General features: G+C 61.6%; 21 protein-coding genes and 1 other RNA gene. 17 read left to right on the plus strand and 5 right to left on the minus strand.

The window, feature by feature from the left end; translation table 11 throughout:
• The first annotated feature begins 109 nt into the window (after window positions 1–109).
• Together DM813_RS13460 and DM813_RS13465 are read left to right on the plus strand one after the other, a co-directional pair.
• Window positions 110–727, plus strand: coding sequence for a glutathione S-transferase N-terminal domain-containing protein (locus DM813_RS13460; RefSeq protein ID WP_128323888.1), 618 nt, complete (start codon window positions 110–112; stop codon window positions 725–727).
• Window positions 728–744: 17 nt separating this feature from the next.
• A complete protein-coding gene (locus DM813_RS13465; protein WP_128323889.1) occupies window positions 745–1,176 on the plus strand; it encodes a ClpXP protease specificity-enhancing factor in 432 nt (143 codons plus the stop codon).
• A 47-nt stretch (window positions 1,177–1,223) separates the two neighbouring features.
• Here DM813_RS13465 and DM813_RS13470 read toward each other — a convergent pair whose 3' ends face one another.
• The 5 genes from DM813_RS13470 to DM813_RS13490 all read right to left on the minus strand — a co-directional run bounded on the left by DM813_RS13470 (window position 1,224) and on the right by DM813_RS13490 (window position 4,972).
• Window positions 1,224–1,442: a YgdI/YgdR family lipoprotein gene (locus DM813_RS13470; protein WP_128323890.1), complete on the minus strand. Its 219-nt coding sequence runs from the start codon at window positions 1,440–1,442 to the stop codon at window positions 1,224–1,226.
• 35 nt (window positions 1,443–1,477) lie between these two features.
• On the minus strand, window positions 1,478–2,056 hold the full coding sequence (locus tag DM813_RS13475) for a BON domain-containing protein (protein ID WP_128323891.1): 579 nt from the start codon (window positions 2,054–2,056) through the stop codon (window positions 1,478–1,480).
• Window positions 2,053–2,646, minus strand: a complete 594-nt coding sequence (locus DM813_RS13480; protein WP_026001179.1) for a phosphoheptose isomerase — start codon at window positions 2,644–2,646, stop codon at window positions 2,053–2,055. The genes DM813_RS13475 and DM813_RS13480 overlap by 4 nt, the downstream gene beginning before the upstream one ends.
• A gap of 134 nt (window positions 2,647–2,780) precedes the next feature.
• Window positions 2,781–3,152 (minus strand): YraN family protein, encoded by a 372-nt coding sequence (locus DM813_RS13485; protein ID WP_128323892.1) that lies wholly within the window; start codon window positions 3,150–3,152, stop codon window positions 2,781–2,783.
• Entirely contained in the window at window positions 3,152–4,972 is a 1,821-nt protein-coding gene (locus DM813_RS13490) for a penicillin-binding protein activator (protein ID WP_128323893.1), read from the minus strand. Before DM813_RS13490 ends, DM813_RS13485 begins: the two co-directional genes overlap by 1 nt.
• Before the next feature lie 186 nt (window positions 4,973–5,158).
• On the opposite strand from DM813_RS13490, the gene rsmI reads away from it, so the two are divergent.
• The 15 genes from rsmI to DM813_RS13565 all read left to right on the plus strand — a co-directional run bounded on the left by rsmI (window position 5,159) and on the right by DM813_RS13565 (window position 21,008).
• Window positions 5,159–6,037, plus strand: coding sequence for a 16S rRNA (cytidine(1402)-2'-O)-methyltransferase (gene rsmI / locus DM813_RS13495; RefSeq protein ID WP_128323894.1), 879 nt, complete (start codon window positions 5,159–5,161; stop codon window positions 6,035–6,037).
• A gap of 64 nt (window positions 6,038–6,101) precedes the next feature.
• Window positions 6,102–6,461: RNase P RNA component class A (gene rnpB / locus DM813_RS13500), an RNA gene on the plus strand.
• 309 nt (window positions 6,462–6,770) lie between these two features.
• Window positions 6,771–7,226, plus strand: a complete 456-nt coding sequence (gene mraZ, locus DM813_RS13505; RefSeq protein ID WP_128323895.1) for a division/cell wall cluster transcriptional repressor MraZ — start codon at window positions 6,771–6,773, stop codon at window positions 7,224–7,226.
• On the plus strand, window positions 7,223–8,170 hold the full coding sequence (gene rsmH / locus DM813_RS13510; RefSeq protein ID WP_164897247.1) for a 16S rRNA (cytosine(1402)-N(4))-methyltransferase RsmH: 948 nt from the start codon (window positions 7,223–7,225) through the stop codon (window positions 8,168–8,170). The genes mraZ and rsmH overlap by 4 nt, the downstream gene beginning before the upstream one ends.
• A complete protein-coding gene (gene ftsL / locus DM813_RS13515; protein WP_128323896.1) occupies window positions 8,167–8,460 on the plus strand; it encodes a cell division protein FtsL in 294 nt (97 codons plus the stop codon). The genes rsmH and ftsL overlap by 4 nt, the downstream gene beginning before the upstream one ends.
• The gene (locus DM813_RS13520; protein ID WP_164897253.1) at window positions 8,460–10,193 is read left to right on the plus strand and encodes a peptidoglycan D,D-transpeptidase FtsI family protein; all 1,734 of its coding nucleotides are present in this window, start codon (window positions 8,460–8,462) and stop codon (window positions 10,191–10,193) included. The genes ftsL and DM813_RS13520 overlap by 1 nt, the downstream gene beginning before the upstream one ends.
• Window positions 10,193–11,656 (plus strand): UDP-N-acetylmuramoyl-L-alanyl-D-glutamate--2,6-diaminopimelate ligase, encoded by a 1,464-nt coding sequence (locus DM813_RS13525; protein ID WP_128323898.1) that lies wholly within the window; start codon window positions 10,193–10,195, stop codon window positions 11,654–11,656. Before DM813_RS13520 ends, DM813_RS13525 begins: the two co-directional genes overlap by 1 nt.
• Window positions 11,649–13,016, plus strand: coding sequence for a UDP-N-acetylmuramoyl-tripeptide--D-alanyl-D-alanine ligase (locus DM813_RS13530; protein ID WP_128323899.1), 1,368 nt, complete (start codon window positions 11,649–11,651; stop codon window positions 13,014–13,016). Before DM813_RS13525 ends, DM813_RS13530 begins: the two co-directional genes overlap by 8 nt.
• On the plus strand, window positions 13,016–14,098 hold the full coding sequence (gene mraY / locus DM813_RS13535) for a phospho-N-acetylmuramoyl-pentapeptide-transferase (RefSeq protein ID WP_128323900.1): 1,083 nt from the start codon (window positions 13,016–13,018) through the stop codon (window positions 14,096–14,098). Before DM813_RS13530 ends, mraY begins: the two co-directional genes overlap by 1 nt.
• A gap of 6 nt (window positions 14,099–14,104) precedes the next feature.
• Window positions 14,105–15,451 carry a UDP-N-acetylmuramoyl-L-alanine--D-glutamate ligase gene (gene murD / locus DM813_RS13540; RefSeq protein ID WP_128323901.1) on the plus strand — a complete coding sequence of 449 codons (1,347 nt, stop codon included), beginning with the start codon at window positions 14,105–14,107 and terminating at the stop codon, window positions 15,449–15,451.
• A complete protein-coding gene (gene ftsW / locus DM813_RS13545; protein ID WP_128323902.1) occupies window positions 15,448–16,662 on the plus strand; it encodes a putative lipid II flippase FtsW in 1,215 nt (404 codons plus the stop codon). The genes murD and ftsW overlap by 4 nt, the downstream gene beginning before the upstream one ends.
• Window positions 16,652–17,731, plus strand: a complete 1,080-nt coding sequence (gene murG, locus DM813_RS13550; RefSeq protein ID WP_128323903.1) for an undecaprenyldiphospho-muramoylpentapeptide beta-N-acetylglucosaminyltransferase — start codon at window positions 16,652–16,654, stop codon at window positions 17,729–17,731. Before ftsW ends, murG begins: the two co-directional genes overlap by 11 nt.
• Complete coding sequence (gene murC, locus DM813_RS13555) at window positions 17,724–19,178, plus strand: UDP-N-acetylmuramate--L-alanine ligase (RefSeq protein ID WP_128323904.1); 1,455 nt, start codon at window positions 17,724–17,726, stop codon at window positions 19,176–19,178. The genes murG and murC overlap by 8 nt, the downstream gene beginning before the upstream one ends.
• Window positions 19,175–20,134, plus strand: coding sequence for a D-alanine--D-alanine ligase (locus DM813_RS13560; RefSeq protein ID WP_128323905.1), 960 nt, complete (start codon window positions 19,175–19,177; stop codon window positions 20,132–20,134). The genes murC and DM813_RS13560 overlap by 4 nt, the downstream gene beginning before the upstream one ends.
• A gap of 4 nt (window positions 20,135–20,138) precedes the next feature.
• Entirely contained in the window at window positions 20,139–21,008 is an 870-nt protein-coding gene (locus tag DM813_RS13565; protein ID WP_128323906.1) for a cell division protein FtsQ/DivIB, read from the plus strand.

The following is a 21,008-nucleotide window of genomic DNA, read 5'->3' on the forward strand; positions in this document are numbered from 1 at the left end:
TAGTTTCTGGTAGTTGAACGCGCCCTGAGGTGCCTCCGGATGACGGAGGTGCCTGCAGGGCGCGTTTGCATTTGTAGCTTCTATAATTTCATCTGCGAGGAGGACCACTATGGGCGTGACCAACCGGTTGGCCTGCTACTCCGACCCCGCTGACCATTATTCTCATCGGGTGCGCATCGTTCTCGCCGAGAAAGGTGTCAGCGTCGAGATCATCAATGTCGATCCCGGACGCCTGCCGCCCAAGCTGGTCGAAGTGAACCCCTATGGCAGCGTGCCGACCCTGGTCGATCGCGACTTGGCACTGTACGAGTCGACCGTGGTGATGGAATACCTCGATGAGCGTTACCCGCATCCTCCCTTGCTGCCTGTGTACCCGGTGGCGCGGGCCAACAGCCGGCTGCTGATCCATCGCATCCAGCGTGACTGGTGTGCCCTGGTCGATCAGATTCTTGATCCGCGTACCAAGGATTCCGTCCGCGTCCAAGCCCGCAAGGAGCTGCGCGAGAGCCTGACCGGCGTGTCGCCGTTGTTTGCCGACAAGCCCTGTTTCCTCAGTGAGGAGCAAAGTCTGGTTGATTGTTGTCTACTGCCCATACTCTGGCGTTTGCCAGTGTTGGGAATTGAACTGCCGCGGCCGGCCAAGCCGTTGCTCGATTACATGGAGCGACAGTTTGCCCGCGAAGCTTTCCAGGCAAGCCTGTCCGCTGCTGAACGTGAAATGCGCTAGGTTTTAAGGAGCTGTCGATGAACTCCAGTCGCCCCTATTTGGTACGTGCACTCTATGAGTGGATCGTGGATAACGACTGCACCCCCCACATGCTGGTGAATGCCGAGTACCCCAAGGTACAGGTGCCCCAGGGCTTTGCCAGCGACGGCCAGATCGTCCTGAACATCTCGCCCAATGCCGTACGTCATCTGCACATGGATAACGACGCAGTGAGCTTTGAGGGGCGCTTTGGCGGTGTTGCCCATACCTTGTTCGTGCCTGCCGGTGCGATTCTCGGTATCTATGCCCGTGAGAACGGTCAGGGCATGGTCTTTGAGCTCGAGCCGCCGGTATTCGAAGAAGATGAAGAATACGAAGATGAAGGTGTCGAGCCGGATGACGACGGTCCGCCGGCGGGTGGTCAGCCACCACGGCCAAGCGGGCGCCCGAGCCTGAAGGTTGTGAAGTAATAAAAAAGGCGATCCGGTTGGATCGCCTTTTTCTTTGCGCGAAAGAATTACAGGTCGCTGATGGTGCGGACCTGATCCTTGTTGACGCGGGTCACTTTGCCGTCCAGTTGCTCGAACTCGTAGAAGCCGGTGCTGCGTTCGAAGTGCGGGGCATCGACGGCCTGGAATTCGCGGCCGTCGTTGAGGGTGATCAGGCTTGGGGTGGAGCAGCCGGCCAGGGTGGCGAAAGCGCCGATCAGCAAGGTGGACAGCAGGCCGTTTTTCATGGGGACTTCCTAGGCTAAATGTAGTGAAGGGGTGTTCAGTCGATGTATTCGAACAGCTTGACGATCTTCTGTACGCCCGACACGCCCTGCACCAGGTTGGTGGCGCGGGTGGCTTCCTGCTGGGTCAACAGGCCGAGCATGTAGACGATACCGTTCTCGGTGATCACTTTGATGCGTGAGCCGGGAATGTTGTTGTCGGTCAGCATCTGGGCTTTGATCTTGGTGGTCAGCCAGGCGTCGTTGTTACGCGCCAGGATCGACGAAGGCGGCAGTACCTGTAGCTCGTTATGGACCTTTTTAACGCGCTGCACCTGGCCTGCAGCCTGCTCGGCGAGGGTCTTGAGGTCGGCGCGCGGGGTCTGGCCGGCCAGTAGAACGATGCCGTTGAAGCTGCTGACAACGATGTGCGAGTTCTTGTCCAGGTCTGGGCTGGCCTTGGCGACGTTGACCGACACCTTGGTTTCGATCAGCGAGTCATCGATCTTGCTGCCGAAGGTGCGGGTGCCGCGATCGTCTTCGATCGGCGTGTCACGTGTGGCGGTGAGCACCGAGCTGCAGCCGGTCAGGCTCAGGCACAGGGTCAGGGCCATCAGGCCGAGGCGGTTAGGGGTCATTCTTCACTCCCGAACAATTGGCTGTCGATCAGATCGCAAAGGCAGTGGATCGCCAGCAGGTGGACTTCCTGGATACGTGCGGTGACGTTGGCCGGTACGCGAATCTCGACGTCTTCGGGCAGCAGCAGCGAGGCCATGCCGCCACCATCGCGTCCGGTCAGAGCTACGACAATCATTTCGCGATCATGTGCGGCCTGGATCGCCTGAATTATGTTTGCCGAGTTACCGCTGGTCGAAATCGCCAGCAACACATCGCCTGGTTGGCCCAGGGCGCGGATCTGCTTGGAGAAGATTTCGTTGTAGCTGTAGTCGTTGGCGATCGAGGTGATGGTCGAGCTGTCGGTGGTCAGGGCGATGGCCGGCAGGCTTGGGCGTTCACGTTCGAAGCGGTTGAGCAGCTCGGAGGAAAAGTGCTGGGCATCGCCGGCCGAGCCGCCATTGCCGCAGGCGAGCATCTTGCCCTCGTTGAGCAGTGCATTGACCATGACCTGACTGGCTTGCTCGATGTGGGGTGCAAGGACTTCCATCGCCTGTTGCTTGGTGTTGATGCTGGCCTGAAAAAGCTGGCGAATTCGGGATTGCATGTCCATCAGTGAGACCTTAAGTAGGGCGGCTGGCCGGGCGTGTCGGGAGTGTACAGAAAAGGTCCCGGCACATGACTGTGCAGCCCGCGAAGCAAAGAGCAAAAAAGTTAATGGGGTATAGGTGCAGGGTCAGGGCGGGCTCAGCATTCGAAGGCGTTTTTCAGCCATTGAAGCGCTTGGCCCTGGTGGCCTCTGCCTTGCACGGCGATCACATCGAAACGGCAGGGGTAATTGGCCCAGCGTGTTTCCTTGTGCAGAAAAGACTCGGCGGCTAGCACCAGTTTGTCCTGCTTGCGCCCGTCGATACTGCCGAGCGCACCGCCAAAGTCCGCATGCAACCGATAGCGAACTTCGACGAATACTACTGTATCGCTGTCGAGCATGACCAGATCAAGCTCGCCACCTTTGCATCGCCAGTTCTGCGCCAGCAGTTGCAGGCCATGCCCCTGAAGGTGCTCAAGGGCGTGCCGTTCGGCGGCCTGGCCGGCCTGCTGTCGCGAACCTTGTGGCATCAGCGCGGGGTGTCAGGCAGGCGCTTGATCTGGCCGCCGGAGAACTCTGCCCAGGGCAGTTGACGCTCGATGCGCTGCTTCGGGTTCATGCTCAGGCTGCCGGAGAAGCCTTCGATGCGGTTGTCTGGCAAGGCCTTGAGCTGCGTCAGGCGTGGCGCCAGGCTGTAGGCGTCGATACCCATGGCATACAGGCGACCGAGGCTGCCGGCGGCTTGTGGCCACTGGCTGACGACTTGCTGGCGCAGGCTGTTGTTGGTGTCGAGCAGCCATGGGGTTTCACAGAAGCGAATGCCGTTCATGTCGTTGTACTGGTTTACGTCACCGCTGGCGCTGTACAGGTGTGAGGTGGCGTAGACCGGAACATCGCCCGCGTACTGGAAGTTCAGGGTCGGCTTGATCTGCTGGCCTTGCTGCGGGGTGGCAGCGAGGAAGATGAAATCGATGTCCTGGCGGCGCGATGGCTGTGCCGAAACGCTGCCACCTACAGTGTCTTGCAGGCTCTTGGCGCGGCCTTCGCTTTGGCGCAGCTGGAACAGATCGGCGATTTGCTGGGCCAGGGCAACAGGTTGGTCGATGTGTTCGGCGGCGAGCAGGGTGCCGCCCTTGGCTTCCCAGTCCTGGCGGAAGGCCTTGAGCACGCGGTCGCCCCAGTCGCCACGTGGCACCAGGGCAACGGCGCGCACCATGCCGTCGGCGTGGGCGCGGCGCGACACTTCACGGGCTTCGTCTTCGGCAGCAAGGCCGAACTGGAACAGTTGTGCCGGGCCGTTCTGACCGACGTCGCTGTAGTTCAACGCCAAGGTGGTGATAGGCAGTTGCGGGCGCGAGGCGAGCTGTTTGACCAGGGGTTTTTCCAGTGGCCCTACGACCAGCTGGACGCCGGCTGCCTGGGCCTGGCGATAGAAGTCATCCAGGGAGGTCATGCGCGAGCTGTCGAAAACTTCGACGGCAGGTGGCTTCTGTCCGGCTTGTTGCGCCTGGAAGTGTGCGGCCATGAAGCCATCACGCAGGGCGCGGGCAACACCGGCCAGCTGGCCTTCCTGAGGCAGCAGCAAGGCAATCTTGGTCAGCGGCTGGCTGGCCAGTTCCTTGAGTTTCACCAGTGGCAGCGGCAGTTGCAGAGCGGCCGGGTGCTTGGGGTGCTGGCTTTTCCAGGTGTCGATGGCGGCCTGTTGTTGCTCCAGGGTGCCGGCGCTTTTCACCGCCAGGGCCAGGCTGGCCCAGCCGGCAAAGGTGTCGTCGCCGGCGCTGGCTGCTTGCAGTTGGTCGGCGGGCAGGGCGGCAACCAGGTTCCAGATGGCATCCTGGTTGGCGCTGGCGGCATTGCCGGTGAGCAGCGGAGCGAGGTCTACGCGGGTTTTCGCCGCGGCCAGGGTCTGGCCATCGGCTTCCAGGGCGCTGGCCTGCACGCTGCGGGTGCGGCGCTGTTGCTCATCCGGCAATTCGTTCAGGCGTGCCAGGCTTGGGTGGTTCAGGGTGCTCAGGGCGGCCTTGGGTTGGTTGCGGCTCATGGCCAGCTCGGCACTCAGGGTGCTGGCGAAGATCTGCTGGGCAGGTTTGAGCTGCTCCATCGGCACCTGTTCGAGGATGCGTGCGGCGCGCACGTTGTCTTTTTGCTGATGCGCCAGGTCGGCGGCGCTCAGGCGCAGCAGGGCGGCTTGTTCCGGTGTCTTGCTGGTGTTGGCTTGTTCAAGCAGTTGCTCGATGCTGGCGTCCGGAGTGCGCGGCAGCTCGCCGAGGCTCGACGAGGGCGAGCTGGCGCAGGCTGCCAGCAGGGCGGCGAAGCAAAGGGCTGTGAACAGCCGCAGGCAAGCGATCATGTAAAGGTCCTGTTACTCGATCAAATTAACTGGCAATTGTACCCAAGCACTGGCCGGGGCGCGATGTTGCTGGCGTTAATCCTTCAATATAGGTGCTGGGGCGCGCCCTGCAGGCTGTGCGCGTTACGCATTGTTGCCGTCAGTCGGGCTACAATGGCGCTTTGTTCACTTTCAAAGGTGTGTGCTGTGACAGATGTTCCAGGGGCTTCCCATTCCACGATCGGCACGCTCTACGTGGTGGCCACGCCCATTGGCAACCTCGACGACATGAGTGCACGGGCCCTTAAGGTGCTTGGCGACGTGGCGTTGATCGCCGCTGAAGACACGCGCCATTCCATTCGTTTGTTGCAGCATTTTGGAATCAACACACCGTTGGCGGCCTGCCACGAACACAACGAGCGCGATGAAGGCAGCCGCTTTTTGACGCGCCTGCTGGCGGGTGACAATGTGGCGCTGATTTCCGATGCCGGTACGCCGCTGATTTCCGATCCTGGCTACCACCTGGTGCGCCAGGCACGTGCGGCCGGTGTCAAAGTGGTGCCGGTGCCGGGTGCGTGTGCGCTGATTGCCGCACTGTCGGCGGCGGGCCTGCCGTCGGACCGCTTTATTTTCGAGGGATTTCTGCCGGCCAAGGCAGTTGGGCGGCGTGCGCGCCTGAGTCAGGTCAAGGAAGAGCCACGGACCTTGATCTTCTACGAAGCGCCGCACCGTATCCTTGAATGCCTGCAGGACATGGAAGCGGTGTTTGGCGCGGAGCGTCCTGCCTTGCTGGCGCGCGAACTGACCAAAACCTTCGAAACCCTCAAGGGCCTGCCGCTCGGTGAGCTGCGCGCGTTTGTCGAGGCAGACAGCAATCAGCAGCGCGGCGAGTGTGTTGTGCTGGTGGCAGGCTGGACCGCACCTGAGGATGATCAGGCCGTCAGCAGTGAGGCAATGCGGGTGCTCGACCTGCTGCTGGCGGAGATGCCGCTCAAGCGGGCCGCGGCCCTGGCCGCAGAAATTACCGGTGTGCGCAAGAATGTGCTGTACCAGGCAGCGCTGGAAAAACAGAAAGACAACGGCTAACGCGTTGCTACAATCTGTTTTATTGCTTGTTCTTGGGCGTCTCTGCCGTTAACCTTTGCGGCGGAGAGTCGATCGGACAGTCGCTGCCTTCTTTTGTTCCGCAAAAGAGGGGGGAGGAAAGTCCGGGCTCCATAGGGCAGAGTGCCAGGTAACACCTGGGGGGCGTGAGCCTACGGAAAGTGCCACAGAAAATAACCGCCTAAGCACTTCGGTGCCGGTAAGGGTGAAAAGGTGCGGTAAGAGCGCACCGCACGACTGGCAACAGTTCGTGGCTAGGTAAACCCCACTCGGAGCAAGACCAAATAGGGTTCCATATGGCGCGGCCCGCGTTGGAACCGGGTAGGTTGCTAAAGGCGTCCAGTGATGGCCGTCGTAGAGGAATGACTGTCCTCGACAGAACCCGGCTTACAGATCGACTCTCCACCTCTTCCTCCCCTGCTTGATTCGATAGCAGATGTGTCCCGGTAATACCAAAAAAATCTTACTCTTAATAAATTACTTTAACTTCGGACTCTATTTGTCTGAATGAGTTTGGTTTTTTCCGTCAAAAGCCTCTTCGAATTCTCCGAATATCTTCCCTCCATACGCTAAATCTCCGATCTGTAAGGGATTTCCTTATAAGCGCGCCTTGACGGTGTGGTGGGCGGATTCCTATAGTGTGCGCCAGTGGCAGAAAGTGGCATGAAGTGGGTTTTCTGATCACAAAAAAGCTAACAAGTGGGGAATCGCAGCCGTGTTCCGCGGAGCAAACGCCATCAACCTCGACGCAAAGGGCCGTCTCGCAATGCCGAGCCGGTACCGTGACGAGCTCGAATCGCGTAGTTCCGGGCAGTTGATCGTGACCATCGACGCTGTCGACCCTTGCTTGTGTGTGTACCCGCTCGACGAGTGGGAACTGATTGAAGCCAAGTTACGCGCGTTGCCGTCATTGCGTGAGGAGAACCGTCGCCTTCAGCGTTTGCTGATCGGCAATGCGGTGGATCTGGAGCTTGATGGCAGTGGACGTTTCCTGGTGCCTCCGCGTTTGCGCGAATACGCCAAGCTCGACAAGAAGGCGATGCTGGTGGGGCAACTGAACAAATTTCAGCTGTGGGACGAGGATGCCTGGAACGCAGTTTCGGCAGCCGACCTTGCAGCTATTCAACAACCGGGCGCCATGCCTGATGAACTGCGTGATTTGATCCTGTGACTATAGATAGCGGCTTTAACCACATCACCGTACTGCTTGACGAAGCCGTCGAGGCTCTCGCCGTACGCGCCGATGGTCGCTATCTGGATGGCACCTTCGGACGCGGCGGGCACAGCCGCTTGATCCTCAGCAAGCTCGGGCCGCAAGGGCGGCTGCTGGGCTTTGACAAAGATCCTCAAGCGATTGCTACCGGGCAAGCGCTGGCGGCCGAAGACGGCCGCTTTGTCATTGTGCAGCGCAGTTTTGCCGAACTGGGTGCCGAAGCGCTTGAACGCGGCATCAATGGCAAAGTCAACGGCATCCTCCTCGATCTGGGCGTTTCTTCGCCACAGCTGGACGATCCTGAGCGCGGCTTCAGCTTCATGAACGATGGTCCGCTGGACATGCGCATGGACCCGAGCCGTGGCGTCAGCGCTGCGCAGTTTATTGCCACGGCGTCTGCCGAAGAAATCGCACGCGTATTCAAGGAGTATGGTGAAGAGCGTTTTGCCAAGCGCATGGCCAACGCTGTGGTTGCGCGCCGCGAAACCCAGCCGTTCGAACGCACCGCCGATCTGGCCGAAGTACTCAAGGTTGCCAATCCGGCCTGGGAAAAGGGCAAGAACCCCGCGACTCGCGCGTTCCAGGGCCTGCGTATTCACGTTAACAACGAACTGGGCGATCTGGAGGTCGGCCTCGAGGCGGCCCTTGACGCACTGGAGGTCGGTGGGCGTCTGGTGGTGATCAGCTTCCACTCCCTGGAAGACCGCATCGTCAAGCTGTTCATGCGCAAGCTGGTCAAGGGCGAGGGCGACAACCTGCCGCGCAACCTGCCGGTGCAGCACAAGCATTTCGAGCCGAAGATCAAGCTGATCGGCAAGGCGCAATTCGCCTCCGAAGCCGAACTCAAGGCCAACCCACGTTCACGCAGCGCGGTTATGCGCGTTGCCGAGAAGCTGCGGTGAGCCGCCTGTTCGCCAAGCCTTTGCCAGGCGGAAGCTTCCTGATGCTTCTGCTGTTTGTTGCCGTGCTCGTTTCTTCGGTGGCGGTGTCGTACAGCGCGCACTGGAACCGTCAGTTGCTCAACACGCTCTATGGCGAACTCAGCGAACGTGACAAGGCGCAGGCCGAGTGGGGCCGGCTGATTCTTGAGCAGAGCACCTGGACTGCGCACAGCCGTATCGAAAACCTGGCCAGCGAACAATTGCAGATGCGTATCCCTGCCGCCGACGAAGTACGGATGGTGGCGCCATGATGAAACTTGAAGGCGCACTCTACCCCTGGCGGTTCCGCGTGGTCATTGCCTTGCTGGCGGTGATGGTGGGTGCCATTGCCTGGCGCATTATCGACCTGCAAGTGGTAGACCGTGACTTCCTCAAGGGCCAGGGCGATGCCCGCAGCCTGCGTCATATCCCGATTCCTGCGCACCGTGGCCTGATCACCGACCGTAACGGTGAACCGCTGGCGGTCAGTACCCCGGTCACCACCCTGTGGGCCAACCCCAAGGAAATGCAGGCCTACAAGGATCGCTGGCCGGCACTGGCTGCCGCTCTCAAGCAGAATCCGCAACAGCTGACCCAGCGTCTCGAGCAGCAGGCCAGCAAGGAGTTCATCTACCTGGTTCGCGGCCTGACCCCGGAACAGGGACAGGTGGTGCTCGATCTTAAGGTTCCTGGTGTCTATGGCATCGAGGAATTTCGTCGTTTCTACCCGGCAGGTGATGTCGCCGCACACATGGTCGGTTTTACCGACCTCGATGACCATGGTCGCGAAGGTGTAGAGCTGGCGTATGACGAATGGCTTGCCGGGGTGCCCGGCAAGCGACAGGTGATCAAGGATCGGCGCGGGCGGCTGATCAAAGACATCCAGGTAACCAAAAACGCCAAGGCCGGTAAGACCTTGGCGTTGTCCATCGACCTGCGTCTGCAATACCTGGCGACCCGTGAACTGCGTAACGCCATTGCCGAGCAGGAAGCCAAGGCCGGCAGCCTGGTGATTCTCGACGTGAAGACCGGTGAAGTGCTGGCCATGGTCAACCAGCCCACCTATAACCCGAACAACCGCCGCAGCATGTTCCCGGCGGCCATGCGTAACCGCGCGATCATCGACGTGTTCGAGCCCGGTTCCACGGTCAAGCCGCTGTCCATGAGTGCTGCGCTGCAGAGCGGGCGCTGGAAGCCGACCGACAAGGTCGAAGTCTACCCGGGCACCCTGCAGCTTGGGCGCTACACCATTCGTGACGTGTCCAAGAGCGAAGGCCCGATCCTTGACCTGACCGGCATCCTCATCAACTCCAGTAACGTCGGCATGAGCAAGATTGCCTTCGATATCGGGGGTGAGTCGATCTATCGCGTGATGTCCCAGCTCGGTCTGGGTCAGTACACCGGCCTGGGCTTCCCGGGTGAGCGCGTCGGTAACCTGCCGAACCACCGTGAGTGGCGCAAGGCCGAAACCGCCACCCTGTCGTATGGCTACGGCTTGTCGGTAACCGCCTTGCAGTTGGTGCATGCCTACGCCGCGCTGGCCAACGACGGCAAGATGGTGCCGTTGAGCATTCTCAAGGTCGACAAGGCGCCGGAATCCACCCAGGTGGTTCCGGTGGAAGTCGCCAAGACCATCCAGGGCATGGTGCAGCAGGTAATTGAAGCGCCGCGCGGTGTGTTCCGTGCCCAGGTGCCGTTCTATCACGTGGGTGGCAAGAGTGGTACGGCGCGTAAAGCCACGATTGGTTCCAAAGGCTACACCGAGAATTCCTACCGCTCGCTGTTCGCCGGCTTCGGCCCGATGAGCGATCCGCGCTATGCGGTGGTGGTGGTCATCGACGAACCGAGCAAAGGCGGCTACTTCGGTGGCCTGGTCTCGGCACCGGTATTCAGCAAAGTCATGTCGGGCACGTTACGCCTGATGAACATTCCGCCGGATAACCTGCCGCCGGCGACTCCACAGCAGCAGGTCAATGCTGCGCCCGCCAAAGGAGGGCGCGGTTGATGACGATGCCACTGAGCAAACTGTTCGCCCAGGCCAGCCGTGATCCGTTGATTCGCGAGCTGACGCTCGACAGCCGTAACATCCGTCCCGGTGACCTGTTCCTGGCGGTGCCCGGGGCGAAGGTCGACGGCCGTGATCATATTGCCGATGCGCTCAGGCGTGGCGCTGCTGCCGTGGCCTATGAGGCTGCAGGCGCCACCGTGCTGCCAATTACCGAAGTACCGCTGATTCCGGTGCGGGGGCTGATCGCCCAGCTGTCGGATATTGCCGGGCGCTTCTATGGTGAGCCGAGCCGTCAGTTGGACCTCGTGGGTGTCACCGGTACCAACGGCAAGACCAGTGTGACGCAGCTGGTGGCTCAGGCCCTGGACAAGCTCGGTCAGCGCTGTGGCCTGATCGGCACCCTGGGTACCGGGTTCTATGGGGAGCTGCAAAGCGGTCGCCTGACCACGCCGGACCCGATCGCGGTGCAGGCCACCCTCAATGACCTGAAGAAAGGCGGCGCCAAGGCCGTGGCGATGGAGGTTTCCTCCCATGCCCTGGATCAGGGGCGGGTTGCCGCCCTGGAATTCGATATCGCGGTGATGACCAACCTGTCCCGTGATCACCTCGATTACCACGGCAGCATGCAGGCCTACGAAGACGCCAAGGCGCGCTTGTTCGCCTGGCCGAACCTGCGTTGCCGGGTGGTCAATCTGGATGACGACTTCGGCCGTCGGTTGGCCGCCGAGCATGCCGAGTCGCGCCTGATCAGCTACAGCCTCAAGGACAGTTCTGCGTCGCTGTATTGCCGCGAAGCACACTTCGACGATGACGGCGTGCGCGCCGTGATCGTTACCGCCCAGGGCGAGCGCACGCTGCGCAGTCGCCTGCTGGGCCGCTTCAACCTGAGCAACATGCTGGCGGCAGTCGGTACCTTGCTGGCGCTCGACTACGCGCTGGATGAAATTCTGCAGGTTACCCCCAAGCTGGAAGGGCCGATCGGCCGTATGCAGCGTCTGGGTGGCGGCAGCAAACCGTTGGTGGTGGTCGATTACGCCCATACCCCTGATGCGCTGGAGCAGGTGCTGCAAGCCCTGCGTCCGCACGCCAAGGGGCAACTGGTGTGCCTGTTCGGTTGCGGCGGCGATCGTGATCGCGGCAAGCGCCCGTTGATGGCCGAAGTGGCCGAGCGCCTGGCTGACCGGGTCGTGGTGACTGACGACAACCCACGCAGCGAAGACCCGCAGCAGATTTTTGCAGACATTCGCCCGGGTTTCGCCCGGGCCGATGCGGTTGAGTTCGTGGCCGGTCGTGGTCCTGCGATTGCCCAGCTGATTGCCAGCGCTGGCGGTGACGATGTCATCGTCCTGGCCGGCAAGGGCCACGAGGACTACCAGGAAATCAACGGCCAGCGTCACGATTTTTCCGATTTGGTCGAGGCTGAAAAAGCCCTCGCAGTCTGGGAGGCTCCCCATGCTTAAGCCGATGACCCTTTCCCAGTTGGCCGCGCCACTGCAAGCGCAGCTGTCAGGTGCCGATGCGATCTTTACCGGTGTCAGCATCGACAGTCGCGCAATCGTTGCCGGGCAGCTGTTCGTGGCGCTGGCCGGGCCGCGTTTCGACGGCCATGACTACCTGAACGAGGTTCAGGCCAAGGGTGCAGTTGCCGCGTTGGTCGAGCGTGAAGTGCCGGGTACCGATCTGCCACAGCTTGTAGTTGCCGATAGCCGTGTGGCCCTGGGGCAGCTCGGCGCCCTCAACCGTGCAGCGTTCAACAAGCCGGTTGCAGCCATCACCGGCTCCAGTGGCAAAACCACGGTCAAGGAAATGCTCGCCAGCATTTTGCGTAGGCAAGGCCCGGTCCTGGCCACCCGTGGCAACCTGAACAACGACTTGGGCGCGCCGCTGACCCTGCTTGAGATTGCTCCGGAACATACTGCGGCGGTCATCGAGCTGGGCGCTTCGCGCATTGGCGAGATTGCCTACACCGTAGGTTTGACCAAGCCTCACGTGGCGTTGATCAATAACGCCGGTACGGCGCATGTCGGCGAATTCGGCGGGCCGGAGAAGATTGTCGAAGCCAAGGGCGAAATCCTCGAGGGGTTGAATCAGGATGGCGTCGCTGTATTGAATCTTGATGACAAGGCGTTCGGCATCTGGAAACAGCGCGCTGGCAAGCGCCAGGTGCTGACCTTCGCCCTGAACAATGCCGACGCGGACTTCCACGCCGGCAACATTGCCCATGATGAGCGCGGTTGCCCGGCCTTCGACCTGCGCGCCCCGCAGGGTGTAGCGCGGGTTCAGCTCAACCTGCTGGGTACGCACAACGTTGCCAACGCCCTCGCCGCGGCTGCTGCGGCTCATGCCTTTGGTCTGCCGCTGAACGGCATCGCCGAGGGCTTGAATAATGTGCAGCCGGTCAAGGGCCGCACTGTGGTGCAGATGGCCGCCAACGGTGTGCGGGTAATCGATGACACCTACAACGCAAACCCCACCTCCATGTGCGCTGCCGTTGATATACTCGCCGGCTTTTCCGGGCGCACCGTTCTGGTGCTCGGGGACATCGGCGAATTGGGCCAGTGGGCTGAGGAAGGTCATCGGCAGGTAGGCGATTACGCCAAAGACAAGGTTTCGGCGCTGTATGCGGTGGGCCCGAACATGGCTCACGCCGTGGCAGCGTTTGGCGCCAATGCCCGTCATTTCGCTACTCAAGCTGATCTGATCGACGCGGTTCGCGGCGAGCAGGCCACCAATACCACTATTTTGATCAAGGGTTCGCGCAGCGCTGCGATGGAAAACGTCGTGGCGGCCTTGTGCGGTTCCAGCGGGGAGAAACATTAATGCTGCTGCTGTTGGCTGAGTATCTGCAACAGTTCTACAAAGGCTTCGCGGTCTTCCAGTACCTGTCCCTGCGCGGGATTCTCGGTGTACTGACCGCGTTGTCGCTGGCCCTGTGGTTGGGGCCATGGATGATTCGTACCCTGCAGATCCGCCAGATCGGTCAAGCGGTTCGTAACGACGGCCCGCAATCGCACCTGTCCAAGTCCGGGACCCCGACCATGGGTGGTGCCCTGATTCTTTCGGCAATCGGTGTCAGCACTTTGCTCTGGGCCGACCTGGCCAACCGTTACGTGTGGGTCGTGCTGATCGTTACCTTGCTGTTCGGTGCCATCGGCTGGGTGGACGACTACCGCAAGGTGATCGAGAAAAACTCCCGTGGCCTGCCAAGTCGCTGGAAGTATTTCTGGCAGTCGGTGTTCGGCCTGGGCGCGGCAATCTTCCTCTACATGACCGCACCGAGCAGCGTCGAAACCACCTTGCTGATACCGATGCTCAAGGATGTCACCATCCCGCTGGGTATCGGTTTTGTCGTGCTGACGTATTTTGTGATCGTAGGCTCGAGCAACGCCGTCAACCTGACCGACGGCCTCGATGGCCTGGCCATCATGCCTACCGTAATGGTCGGCGGTGCCCTGGGCATCTTCTGCTACCTGTCGGGCAACGTGAAGTTTGCCGAATACCTGCTGATTCCATACGTACCGGGTGCCGGTGAGCTGATCGTATTCTGCGGCGCGCTGATCGGTGCCGGCCTGGGCTTCCTGTGGTTCAACACTTATCCGGCCCAGGTCTTCATGGGTGATGTCGGTGCCCTGGCGCTGGGCGCTGCACTGGGCACCATCGCGGTCATCGTTCGCCAGGAAATCGTCCTGTTCATCATGGGCGGCGTGTTCGTCATGGAGACCTTGTCGGTGGTGATCCAGGTCGCTTCCTTCAAGTTGACCGGCAAGCGCGTGTTCCGCATGGCGCCGATTCATCACCACTTTGAACTCAAGGGTTGGCCCGAGCCGCGGGTGATTGTCCGTTTCTGGATTATCACCGTGATTCTGGTGCTGATCGGTCTTGCCACCCTGAAACTGAGGTAGAAACGCGTGTCACTGATCGCTTCTGACCACTTCCGCATCGTTGTCGGCCTCGGCAAGAGCGGCATGTCCCTGGTTCGCTTTCTGGCGAACCGGGGCGTTGCCTTTGCGGTCGCCGACACCCGTGAGAACCCCCCGGAACTGGAAACCCTGCGCCGCGATTACCCGCAGGTAGAAGTGCGTTGTGGTGACCTCGACGTTGAATTTCTGTGCCGTGCCGACGAACTCTATGTCAGCCCTGGCCTGGCCCTGGCGACGCCGGCTTTGCAGCAGGCGGCAGCCCGCGGCGTGAAGCTGTCCGGTGATATCGAACTGTTTGCGCGCAATGCCAAGGCGCCGATCATTGCGATCAGCGGCTCCAATGCGAAAAGCACCGTGACCACCCTGGTCGGCGAGATGGCCGCGGCGGCAGGCAAACGTGTGGCAGTGGGCGGCAACCTTGGCACGCCGGCGCTGGATCTGCTCAGTGACGATGTCGAGCTGTACGTGATGGAGCTGTCCAGCTTCCAGCTGGAAACCACCGACCAGCTCAATGCTGAAGTGGCCACCGTGCTCAACGTCAGCGAAGACCATATGGACCGTTACAGCGGCCTGCCGGCCTATCACCTGGCCAAGCACCGGATCTTCCGCGGTGCTCGGCAAGTGGTGGTCAACCGCCAGGATGCCCTGAGCCGACCGCTCCTGGCTGAAGGCCAGCCGGTCTGGACCTTTGGTTTGAATGCGCCTGACTTCAAGGCCTTTGGTCTGCGTGAAGAGAACGGCGAAAAATACCTGGCGTTCGAGTTCCAGAACCTGATGCCGGTGCGTGAGTTGAAGATTCGCGGTTCGCACAACCAGTCCAACGCCCTGGCGGCATTGGCGCTGGGCCATGCCGTCGGTTTGCCGATGGACGCCATGCTTTCCAGCCTGCGTACCTTCGCGGGCCTGGCGCACCGTTGCCAATGGGTGCGCGAGCGCAACGGCGTGAACTGGTACGACGATTCCAAGGCGACCAATGTCGGCGCAGCCCTGGCGGCGATTGAAGGCCTGGGCGCCGACATCGACGGCAAGCTGGTGCTGATCGCCGGAGGCGATGGCAAAGGGGCCGACTTCAGCGCGTTGCGTGAGCCGGTAGCGGCCCATTGCCGTGCGGTGGTGCTGCTCGGCCGTGATGCCGAACGCCTGGCTGAAGCACTGGGCGACCGTGTGCCGCTGATCCGGGTCAAGACCCTCGACGAGGCTGTCGCGCAATGTGCCGAGCAGGCGCAACCAGGCGATGCGGTGCTGCTGTCGCCGGCGTGCGCCAGCCTCGACATGTTCAAGAACTTTGAAGAGCGTGGGCGTCTGTTCGCCCAGGCCGTAGGAGGGCTGGCATGATCTTCGGCATCATCAAGCCCTTTCCGTCGCCGCTGATCAGCGGTCGTGGTATCGATCTCGACTTTGCGATGCTCGCCGGCTGCCTGGCGTTGCTTGGCCTTGGCCTGGTAATGATCACGTCGGCGTCCTCGGAAGTGGCCGCCGCGCAGTCGGGTAACCCGCTGTACCACATGTTCCGCCACCTGGTGTACGTGGCCATCGGCATTTTCGCCTGCATCGTCACCATGATGGTGCCGATCGCGACCTGGCAGAAGATGGGCTTCACCATGCTCGTCGGTGCCTTCGGCTTACTGGTATTGGTACTGGTGCCAGGCATTGGCCGGGAAGTAAACGGCTCGATGCGCTGGATCGGTTTCAGCTTCTTCAACGTGCAGCCCTCGGAAATCGCCAAGGTTTTCGTCGTCATCTACCTGGCGGGCTACCTGGTTCGTCGGCAGACCGAAGTGCGTGAAAGCTGGATGGGCTTCTTCAAGCCGTTCATTGTGCTGCTGCCGATGGCGGGTCTGCTGCTGATGGAACCGGACTTCGGTGCCACGGTAGTAATGATGGGCGCGGCTGCGGCCATGCTGTTCCTCGGCGGGGTGGGGCTGTTCCGCTTCAGCTTGATGGTGGTGCTGGCGGTAGGAGCGGTGTTCGTGCTGGTACAGGCCCAGCCCTACCGGATGGCGCGTCTGATCACCTTTACCGACCCTTGGTCCGACCAGTTCGGTTCCGGTTATCAGCTGACCCAGGCACTGATCGCCTTCGGCCGCGGCGAGTGGCTCGGCGTCGGCCTGGGTAACAGCGTGCAAAAGCAGTTCTACCTGCCGGAAGCGCATACCGACTTCGTGTTTTCGGTACTGGCCGAAGAGCTGGGTGTGGTCGGCTCGCTGGTTACCGTGGCGCTGTTCGTGTTCGTCACCGTGCGCGCGCTGTACATCGGTCTGTGGGCCGAGAAAGCCAAGCAGTTCTTTGCGGCCTACATGGCCTTCGGCCTGGCTTTCCTGTGGATTGGTCAGTTCCTGATCAACATCGGTGTGAACGTCGGCCTGCTGCCAACCAAGGGCCTGACTCTGCCGTTCCTCAGCTACGGTGGTAGCTCGCTGGTGATCTGCTGCGCCTGTGTCGGGTTGTTGCTGCGGATCGAGTGGGAGAGTCGTACCCACCTGGGCAGCGAAGAACATGAATTCGATGAAAGCGATTTTGCCGAGGAGCCGAATCATGGCCGCTGACGGCAAGAACGTACTGATCATGGCAGGCGGCACCGGGGGCCATGTGTTCCCGGCACTGGCCTGTGCCCGGGAGTTCCAGGCGCGTGGCTACAGCGTGCACTGGTTGGGCACCCCGCGTGGTATCGAGAATGAACTGGTACCGCAAGCGGGCTTGCCGTTGCACCTGATCCAGGTCAGCGGCCTGCGCGGCAAAGGCAAGCTTTCGCTGCTCAAGGCGCCGTTTACGTTGGTCAAGGCGGTGTTCCAGGCGCGGCGCATCATTCGTCAGCTCAAGCCGGTCTGTGTGGTCGGCTTTGGTGGTTATGTGACCGGGCCAGGCGGTGTGGCTGCCAGATTGTGCGGCGTGCCCGTCGTGGTTCACGAACAGAATGCCCGTGCCGGTACCGCCAATCGGCTGCTGGTGCCGTTGGCTGGCCGAGTCTGCGAAGCTTTCCCTGGCACGTTCAGTGTGTCGGAAAAGCTGCGCACCACCGGCAACCCGGTGCGTAGCGAGTTGTTCATCCAGACGCCGCGTGAGCCACTGGGCGCACGACGGCCGCGCTTGCTGGTGCTGGGCGGAAGCCTGGGCGCCGAACCGTTGAACAAATTACTGCCCCAAGCCCTGGCCCAGGTGCCTGCGGACGTGCGTCCCGAGGTGTTCCACCAGGCAGGTAAAAAGCATGACCAGATTACCGCCGAGCGTTATCGCGAGGCCGGAGTCGAGGCTCAGGTAGAGCCCTTTATCAAAGACATGGCCAAGGCCTATGCCTGGGCCGATCTGGTGGTCTGCCGCGCCGGCGCACTCACTGTCAGTGAGCTGGCTGCGGCCGGCCTGCCATCGATGCTGGTGCCATTGCCCCACGCCATCGACGATCACCAGACCCACAACGCCCATTATCTGGCCCGCGAAGGCGCTGCCTTCCTGATGCCACAAGCGACAACTGGCGCAGCGCAGCTCGCTGAACGCCTGAACGAGGTGCTGATGCAACCGGAAAAACTCAACACCATGGCCGCCACTGCCCGGCGCCTGGCCAAACCCGCTGCCACAAGCACCGTGGTCGATATCTGCCTGGAGGTGGCGCATGGTTGAAAATCAGAAAGCCATCCCGCAACCGGAAATGCGCCGTATCCGCCGTATCCACTTCGTCGGTATCGGCGGCGTGGGCATGTGCGGTATTGCCGAAGTACTGCTGAACCTGGGTTACCAGGTCTCGGGTTCCGACCTCAAGACCTCGCCGGTCACCGAGCGTCTGACCTCGTTCGGTGCTGAAATCTTCATCGGTCACCGCGCCGAGAACGCTGCCAGCGCCGACGTGCTGGTGGTGTCCAGTGCCATCAACCCTGCCAACCCGGAAGTTGCCACCGCCCTTGAGCGACGCATTCCGGTGGTGCCGCGTGCGGAAATGCTCGCCGAACTGATGCGCTACCGCCATGGCATTGCCGTCGCCGGTACCCACGGCAAGACCACCACGACCAGCCTGCTGGCCTCGGTGTTCGCCGCTGGCGGCCTGGATCCGACCTTCGTTATCGGTGGCCGTCTGAATGCAGCGGGTACCAATGCCCAGCTTGGCACCAGCCGCTACCTGATCGCCGAAGCCGATGAGAGCGACGCCAGTTTCCTGCACCTGCAGCCGCTGGTGGCCGTGGTCACCAACATCGACGCCGACCACATGGCGACCTACGAAGGTGACTTCAACAAACTGAAGAAGACCTTCGTCGAGTTCCTCCACAACCTGCCGTTCTACGGCTTGGCGGTGATGTGCCTGGACGACCCGGTGGTGCGTGAGATCCTGCCGTTGGTCAAGCGTCCTGCCGTCACCTACGGTTTCAGCGAAGAAGCCGACGTGCGTGCGATCAACGTTCGCCAGTCGGGCATGCAGACCCACTTCACCGTGCTGCGCCGTGACCGCGAGCCGCTCGATGTGTCGGTCAACATGCCGGGTAACCACAACGTCCTGAATGCCTTGGCGACCATCGCCATTGCCACCGACGAGGGCATCAGCGATGAAGCCATCGTGCAGGGCCTGTCCGGGTTCCAGGGCGTCGGTCGCCGCTTCCAGGTCTATGGCGAGCTGCCGGTCGACGGTGGCAGCGTGATGCTGGTCGACGACTACGGTCACCATCCGACCGAAGTGGCTGCTGTGATCAAGGCCGTGCGCGGGGGCTGGCCTGAGCGCCGCCTGGTGATGGTGTATCAGCCGCACCGGTATAGCCGTACCCGTGACCTGTACGACGACTTCGTCCAGGTCCTGGCTGACGCCAACGTGCTGCTGTTGATGGAGGTCTACCCGGCCGGCGAAGAGCCGATTCCCGGCGCCGACAGCCGTCAGCTGTGCCACAGCATTCGTCAGCGCGGCCAGCTCGATCCGATCTACATCGAGCGTGGCGTTGAGCTGGCGCCGCTGGTCAAGCCATTGCTGCGTGCCGGCGACATCCTGCTCTGTCAGGGCGCCGGTGACATTGGTGGCCTGGCCCCACAACTGTTGAAGAGTCCGTTGTTCGCTGGTGCCGTTGCCAGTCAGGAGAAGTCGAAATGACTGTTAACGCATTTGCCTCGTTGCACTCGACCCTCGACCCGAAAGCCTTCGGCCGCGTTGCCGTGCTTTACGGTGGCAAGAGTGCTGAACGTGCCGTGTCGTTGAAATCTGGCGCGGCAGTAATCGACGCGCTGACCAGTGCTGGTGTCGACGTTGTCGGCATCGATGTCGGCGACGACCTGCTGGCGCGCCTGCAGAGCGAAAAAATTGATCGTGCCTTCATCATCCTCCACGGCCGTGGCGGTGAAGACGGCAGCATGCAGGGCCTGCTCGAGTGCCTGGGCATCCCTTACACCGGTAGCGGCATCCTGGCTTCGGCCCTGGCGATGGACAAGCTGCGCACCAAGCAAGTGTGGCAGAGCCTGGGTATTCCGACCCCGCGTCATGCCGTGCTGAGCAGCGAAGCTGACTGTATTTCTGCGGGCACGGAACTGGGCTTCCCTTTGATCGTCAAACCGGCCCATGAAGGTTCCAGTATCGGTATGGCGAAAGTGAGCAGCGTTGACGCATTGATCGCTGCCTGGAAAGACGCCGCCACCTACGATTCGCAAGTGTTGGTCGAACAATGGATTCAAGGTCCGGAGTTCACTATCGCGACCCTGCGTGGCCAGGTATTGCCACCGATTGCGCTGGGCACCCCCCATTCGTTCTACGACTACGACGCCAAGTACCTGGCCTCCGATACCCAGTACCGGATTCCGTGTGGCTTGAGCCCGGAGAAAGAACAGGAACTGATCGACCTGACCGCCCGTGCCTGCGACGCCATTGGCATCGCTGGCTGGGGTCGTCTGGACGTCATGCAGGACGAGCAGGGCCGTTTCTGGCTGCTCGAAGTCAACACCGCACCAGGCATGACGGATCATAGCCTGGTCCCTATGGCGGCACGCGCGGCCGGTCTGGACTTCCAGCAGTTGGTGCTGGCGATCCTGGCGGCCAGCGTCGAGGCGCGAGGTTAAGCCCATGCAAGGCGCGATGTTACGTCATCAGCAACCCGCCACCGGCCGTAGCAAGCCGGTGCCGCGTGGTGCCAGCCGGATGGTGGCCAAGGAGCCACTGTCGGCGCGCCTGCCCAAGGCTAACTTCAGCATCTTCAAACGCCTGCTCTGGCCGGTGTTGCTGGTCGCCGCAGCGTTTGGTGCGTACGAGGGCGCGCAGCGGCTGATGCCGTATGCCGACCGCCCGATCACCAAGATCGCGGTGCAGGGCGACCTCAGCTACATCAGCCAGCAAGCCGTGCAGCAGCGGATCGCCCCGTACGTAGCCGCCAGCTTCTTCACCGTTGACCTCGCCAGCATGCGCGCGGAACTGGAAAAGATGCCCTGGATCGCCCATGCCGAAGTGCGTCGGGTGTGGCCGGACGAGGTGGTGATCCGCCTGGAAGAACAATTGCCGGTGGCGCGTTGGGGAGAAGAAGCCTTGCTCAATAACCAGGGCCAGGCCTTCACGCCACGCGAACTGGCTAACTACGAGCACCTGCCGCAGCTGTTCGGGCCGCAGCGGGCGCAGCAACAAGTGATGCAGCAATATCAGGTACTGAGCCAGATGTTGCGGCCGATGGGCTTTTCGATTGCCCGGCTGGAATTGCGCGAACGCGGCAGCTGGTTCCTGACCACCGGCGCCGGGAGTGCGGGGGCGGGTATCGAACTGCTGCTTGGGCGCGACCATCTGGTGGAAAAAATGCGCCGTTTCATTGCCATTTACGACAAGACACTCAAAGAACAGATCACGAACATCGCCCGCATCGATCTGCGTTACGCCAACGGCCTGGCTGTTGGCTGGCGGGAACCGATTGCACCGACGACGGCCCAACCCGCCGTTGCGAAGAATTAG

It is taken from the genome of Pseudomonas alkylphenolica, from assembly GCF_004025535.1.
GTDB lineage: Bacteria > Pseudomonadota > Gammaproteobacteria > Pseudomonadales > Pseudomonadaceae > Aquipseudomonas > Aquipseudomonas alkylphenolica_A.